The sequence below is a fragment of the Halomonas sp. 707D4 genome, assembly GCF_024158685.1.
GTDB lineage: Bacteria > Pseudomonadota > Gammaproteobacteria > Pseudomonadales > Halomonadaceae > Vreelandella.
Genome location: NZ_JAMZBD010000199.1, coordinates 1 through 5,518 on the forward strand (window position 1 = coordinate 1; position 5,518 = coordinate 5,518).

7 protein-coding genes are annotated in these 5,518 nt (G+C 66.3%); all 7 read left to right on the forward strand.

Annotated elements, in window-relative coordinates; translation table 11 throughout:
* The coding region (tsf, locus tag BIS11_RS09830; RefSeq protein ID WP_253585991.1) for a translation elongation factor Ts at window positions 1–568 on the forward strand (568 nt) is incomplete at its 5' end.
* Window positions 569–681: 113 nt separating this feature from the next.
* Complete coding sequence (pyrH, locus tag BIS11_RS09835; RefSeq protein WP_227391148.1) at window positions 682–1,449, forward strand: UMP kinase; 768 nt, start codon at window positions 682–684, stop codon at window positions 1,447–1,449.
* Window positions 1,450–1,453: 4 nt separating this feature from the next.
* The gene (gene frr / locus BIS11_RS09840; RefSeq protein WP_227391147.1) at window positions 1,454–2,011 is read left to right on the forward strand and encodes a ribosome recycling factor; all 558 of its coding nucleotides are present in this window, start codon (window positions 1,454–1,456) and stop codon (window positions 2,009–2,011) included.
* An 85-nt stretch (window positions 2,012–2,096) separates the two neighbouring features.
* Entirely contained in the window at window positions 2,097–2,882 is a 786-nt protein-coding gene (gene uppS / locus BIS11_RS09845) for a polyprenyl diphosphate synthase (RefSeq protein WP_253420673.1), read from the forward strand.
* Entirely contained in the window at window positions 2,875–3,696 is an 822-nt protein-coding gene (locus tag BIS11_RS09850; RefSeq protein ID WP_253585992.1) for a phosphatidate cytidylyltransferase, read from the forward strand. Before uppS ends, BIS11_RS09850 begins: the two co-directional genes overlap by 8 nt.
* A complete protein-coding gene (gene ispC / locus BIS11_RS09855) occupies window positions 3,693–4,913 on the forward strand; it encodes a 1-deoxy-D-xylulose-5-phosphate reductoisomerase (protein ID WP_253585993.1) in 1,221 nt (406 codons plus the stop codon). Before BIS11_RS09850 ends, ispC begins: the two co-directional genes overlap by 4 nt.
* 3 nt (window positions 4,914–4,916) lie before the next feature.
* Window positions 4,917–5,518: RIP metalloprotease RseP (gene rseP, locus BIS11_RS09860; RefSeq protein ID WP_253585994.1), on the forward strand; the 602-nt coding region annotated here is incomplete at its 3' end.

Sequence of the window (5,518 nt, forward strand, 5' to 3'; positions counted from 1 at the left end):
CTTCTTTGCAGCGAAGAGCGATGACGTGGCCGCCGTGACCGCCGGTGAAATCGAGACCGCGCGTGAGCAGCTGGTCCAGAAGATCGGCGAGAACATCGGCGTGCGTCGTGCCGTCGTCGTCAATGCCGTCGAAGGTGGCCTGGTCGGCGAGTACGTCCACGGCGGCCGTATCGGCGTTCTGACCGTGCTCAAGGGTGGCAACACCGACGTCGCGAAGGACGTGGCGATGCACGTGGCGGCGATCAATCCTGCCGTTGCGCATCCGGGTGACATGCCCCAGGAACAGCTCGATCAGGAAAAGGCCATCATCCTGGCCCAGCCGGACATGGCCGGCAAGCCTGAGCAGATCGCCGAGAAGATGGTTCAAGGCCGCCTCAAGAAGTACCTGGCCGAGAACAGCCTGACCGAGCAGCCCTTCGTCAAGGATCCCAACCAGTCCGTCGCCGAGTTCGTCAAGGCCGCCGGTTGTGAAGTGGTCAGCTTCACGCGTTTCGAAGTGGGCGAAGGCATCGAGAAGGAAGAAGTCGACTTCGCAAAGGAAGTCATGGAACAGGCCGGCCGTCGCTAAGGTCATAGGTTCCAGTTCGAAAACGGGCGTGCGCGCAAGCGCACGCCTTCGCGTATCCGGCACCTGCAAACGGGTCCGCTGCGCATTCCTGCCTTGCTATGTGGAGAGATGCCATGTCACGTGAAGTTCCAGAAGCCAACGCCCTCGCCGGCAAGATGGACAAGTCGAAGTCCAAGTACAAGCGCATTCTGCTCAAGCTCTCGGGCGAGGCGCTGATGGGCGAGCACGATTTCGGCATCGACCCGGCGGTGCTCGACCGCATGGCGCTCGAGATCGGCCAGCTGGTCGGCATCGGCGTGCAGGTCGGGCTCGTGATCGGCGGCGGCAACCTGTTTCGCGGCGCGGCACTCAACGAGGCGGGCATGGACCGGGTGACCGGCGATCACATGGGAATGCTGGCAACGGTGATGAACGCGCTCGCCATGCGCGATGCACTGGAGCGTTCCAACATCCGTTCGCGGGTGATGTCGGCGATTCCCATGAGCGGCGTGGTGGAGCACTACGACCGCCGCACGGCCATTCGCTATTTGACCTCCGGCGACGTCGTGCTGTTCTCCGCCGGCACCGGCAACCCGTTCTTCACCACCGACTCGGCGGCGTGTCTGCGCGGCATCGAGGTGGACGTGGACGTGGTGATTAAAGCCACCAAGGTGGACGGCGTGTACAATAAGGATCCGGTCAAGTACCCGGATGCGGTCAAGTACGACCAGCTCTCCTACGACGATGCCCTCGAGCAGAAGCTCGGCGTGATGGATTTGACCGCCATCTGTCTGGTGCGTGACCATGACATGCCGGTACGGGTATTCGACATGAACAAGCCTGGTGCCTTGCTCAACCTCGTCGTCGGGGGCAAGGAAGGCACGCTGATAGACAGAGGATGAACACGTGATTAACGACATCAAGAAAGATGCCGAAACGCGCATGAAGAAAAGCGTCGACGCGGTGCACACCAACTTCAACAAGATCCGTACCGGCCGGGCGCACCCGAGCATCCTGGACGCGGTGACCGTGGAGTACTACGGCGGCCAGGTGCCGCTGAACCAGGTGGCCTCGGTCACCGTGGAAGACGCACGTACCCTGACCGTCTCGCCCTGGGAGCAGCCCATGGTGCCGAAGATCGAGAAGGCGATCATGACCTCGGATCTGGGCCTCAACCCGTCGAGCGCCGGCAACGTGATCCGCGTGCCGATGCCGATGCTCACCGAAGAGACCCGCAAGACCTACATCAAGCAGGCCCGCGCCGAGGCCGAGAGCGCACGCGTGGCGATCCGCAACGTGCGCCGCGACGCCAACGGCGACTTCAAGTCCCTGCTCAAGGACAAGGAGATCACCGAGGACGACCAGCGCCAGGGCGAGGACGAGATCCAGAAGCTCACCGACAAGTACATCGCCGAGATCGACAAGGCGCTGGCGGCCAAAGAGCAGGACCTGATGCAGGTCTGATCGTCTTCTTCACCCAGCCCGGGAAGACTCGTCTGCCCGGGCGACTGCATGGCCTATTTATGACTCAACGTTGGTGCGAGAACCCATGACGTCGCCGCAGTTTCCCGCCAGTACGCCAAGCGACGCGCGCGCTTCTCTCGCCGGGGAGCCAAGCCCCCTGCACGTCGCCATCATCATGGACGGCAACAACCGCTGGGCGCGCGCGCGCGGGCTTTCTGGGGTGCGCGGCCACCGGGCCGGCGTCGAGGCAGTGCGCGCGGTGATCCAGCGCGCCGCCGAACGTGGCGTGAAGACGTTGAGCCTGTTCGCCTTCTCCAGCGAGAACTGGAAGCGTCCGGCCGCCGAGGTCAATGCGCTGATGGAGCTCTTTCTGATGGCGCTCAAGCGCGAGGTCAGAAAGCTCAACGAGCGCAACATTCGCCTTTCGATCATCGGCGAGCAGCAGGGCTTCTCCCACGCCATCCAGAAGCACATCCAGCGCGCCGAGGCGCTGACCGCCGACAACACCGGCATGCACCTGGTGATCGCCGCCAACTACGGCGGCCAGTGGGACATCGCTCGCGCCAGCCGCCAGCTTGCCGAGGAGGTGGCGGCGGGCAGGCTCGACCCGGGTGAGATCGACGAGGCGTGCCTGGATCGCGCCATGAACGTCGGTGACGTGCCGCCGGTGGATCTGTGCATCCGCACCAGCGGCGAGCAGCGGCTCTCCAACTTCCTGCTCTGGCAGCTCGCCTACGCCGAACTCTACTTCTCCCCGCTTTACTGGCCGGACTTCGGCGCGGCGGCGTTCGACAACGCCCTGAACGACTTCTGCACGAGGCGCCGACGCTTCGGCATGACCGACGAACAAATAGAGGCGCAAGGTGCTTAGACAGCGGATCATCACCGCAGCCTGGTTGGCTCCCGTCACGCTGATCGGCCTGTTTGGATTACAAGGCGGCGCCTTTGCGCTGTTCACCGCTTGCGTGGTGCTGCTCGGCGCCTGGGAGTGGACCAACCTGGCCGGCGTTCAAGGCCGGATGGCGCGGCTCAAGCTCGTCGCCCTGACGGCGCTCTTCATGGCCGCGCTCTGGGCCGGCGGGGCCGCCTTCGCCACCTGGCCGCTGTGGCTCGCCGCACTCGGCTGGGCGGTCAATCTCTACTGGGTGAGCCGCTACCCGTACAAGCGCGAGCAGTGGCAGGGCCAGGCGACGCGCCTGGCCATGGGGCTCTGGGCGCTTCTGCCCTGCTGGGTGGGCTTCAACGTGCTGCGCGAAAGCGGCGCGGTGTGGCTTCTGTTCGTGCTGCTGCTGGTGTGGTGCGCCGATATCGGTGCCTACTTCGCCGGGCGACGCTTCGGGCGGCGCAAGCTCGCCCCGCGGGTGAGCCCGGGCAAGAGCTGGGAAGGCGTGTACGGGGCGCTAGCGGCCACCTTCGTGCTGGCGGTGGGCTTTGCCCTCTGGCAGCCGATGGGGGTGAGCGGCGGGGTGATTCTCGTGCTGATGACGGCGCTGGTCACCTTCGTCTCGGTGCTCGGCGATCTTTTCGAGAGCATGCTCAAGCGCTTTCGCGACATAAAGGATTCGAGCAACCTGCTGCCCGGCCACGGCGGCGTGCTCGATCGCATCGACAGCCTCACCGCCGCCATTCCGCTCTTCGCGCTGCTGTTCATCGAGGTGCTCAGCGCCCGGGTGGCGGCGCTATGACCTCCTCGACCCTTCAGCGGATCACCGTGCTCGGCGCCACCGGCTCGATCGGCAAGAGCACGCTCGACGTGATCGAGCGCCACCCGGAGCGCTACCGGGTGCATGCGCTGACCGCCCACACTTCGAAGGAGGCGCTGCTCGAGCAGTGCCTGACGCACCGGCCGGACGTGGCGGTGCTCGACGCCGCCGCGGATGCCGCCTGGCTTCAGGCCGAGCTCGCCCGCGCGGGCCTCGCCACCACCGTGACCCACGGCGTCGAGGCGCTGTGCGCCGTGGCCCGCGACGCGCGGGTCGATACCGTGATGGCGGCGATCGTCGGCGCCGCGGGGCTTCTGCCGGCGCTTGCCGCCGCCGAGGCGGGCAAGCGAATACTGCTTGCCAACAAGGAAGCGCTGGTGATGAGCGGGGCGCTGTTCATGGAGACGGTCGAGCGCTCGAGCGCCACGCTCCTGCCGATCGACTCCGAGCACAACGCCATCTACCAGTGCCTGCCGCCCCGCCATCGCGGCGGGCTCGACCGCCATGGCGTTCGCAAGCTGCTGCTCACCGCCTCCGGCGGGCCGTTTCGCCAGTGGGACGCTCAGGAGATCGCCGTGGCCACCCCGGAGCAGGCCTGCGCGCATCCCAACTGGTCGATGGGGCGCAAGATCTCCGTGGACAGCGCCACGCTGATGAACAAGGGCCTCGAGCTGATCGAGGCGTGCTGGCTGTTCGACGCCGCCCCCGAGCAGATCCAGGTGGTGGTGCATCCGCAGAGCGTGATCCACTCGATGGCCGCCTATGATGATGGCTCGGTGATCGCCCAGCTCGGCAACCCCGACATGCGCACGCCGATCGCCTATGGGCTGGCCTGGCCCGAGCGGATCGACTCGGGCGTCGAGACGCTGGATCTCTTCCAGATCGCGCGACTCGACTTCGAGGCGCCGGACGAGGCGCGCTTTCCCTGCCTGCGCCTGGCGCGGGAGGCGATGCAGCGCGGCGGCAGCGCGCCGGCAGTGTTGAACGCGGCCAACGAGGTCGCGGTGGAGGCCTTTCTGTCCGGCGGGCTCGCCTTCGGTGCCATCGCCGAAGTGGTAGAGGGCGTGATGGCGCTGCCCTGCGAGCACCGCGCGGACACCATCGAAGAGATTCTGGCCGCCGATCGCTGGGCGCGGGAGCAGGCGCGGGGCCTGCTCGAGAGCGAACACGCAGCGGACGTCACGTCGGCAAAGGAGTAGCCTGTGGGACTTTTGCAGAACATCCTGGCGGTACTCGTCGTACTCGGGCTTCTGGTCACGTTCCACGAGTTCGGTCATTTCTGGGTGGCGCGGCGCTGCGGCGTCAAGGTGCTGCGCTTCTCGGTGGGCTTCGGCAAGCCGTTCTGGTCGACGACGGATCGCCACGGCACCGAGTTCGCCGTGGCCGCGATACCGCTGGGCGGCTACGTCAAGATGCTCGACGAGCGCGAGGCGCCGGTGCCCGAGGACCAGCTGGATCAAGCCTTCAACCGCAAGAGCGTCTGGGCGCGCATCGCCATCGTCGCCGCCGGGCCGCTCGCCAATTTCCTGCTGGCGCTCGTTGCCTACTGGGCGCTGTTCGTGGCGGGGACCACCACCGTCGCGCCGATCGTCGGCGACATCACCCCGGACTCCCCCGCCTACGAGGCAGGCCTTCCCGAAGGTGCGGAGATCACCGCGATCCAGAACGATCCCGTGCGCTCCTGGGAAGAGGTCAACCTCAAGCTCATCTCGCTGATCGGCTACAGCGGCGAGCTTGCCGTCGAGGCGCGCCCGGAAGGGGCGAGCCAGGCGCGCGATTATGCCCTGCCGGTACAGAGCTACCT

What these genes read in the sequence shown, in the direction of transcription:
- pyrH (WP_227391148.1), top strand. Translation starts at nt 682, where the DNA reads ATGTCACGTGAAGTTCCAGAAGCCAACGCCCTCGCCGGCAAGATGGAC.
- uppS (WP_253420673.1), top strand. Translation starts at nt 2,097, where the DNA reads ATGACGTCGCCGCAGTTTCCCGCCAGTACGCCAAGCGACGCGCGCGCT.
- ispC (WP_253585993.1), top strand. Translation starts at nt 3,693, where the DNA reads ATGACCTCCTCGACCCTTCAGCGGATCACCGTGCTCGGCGCCACCGGC.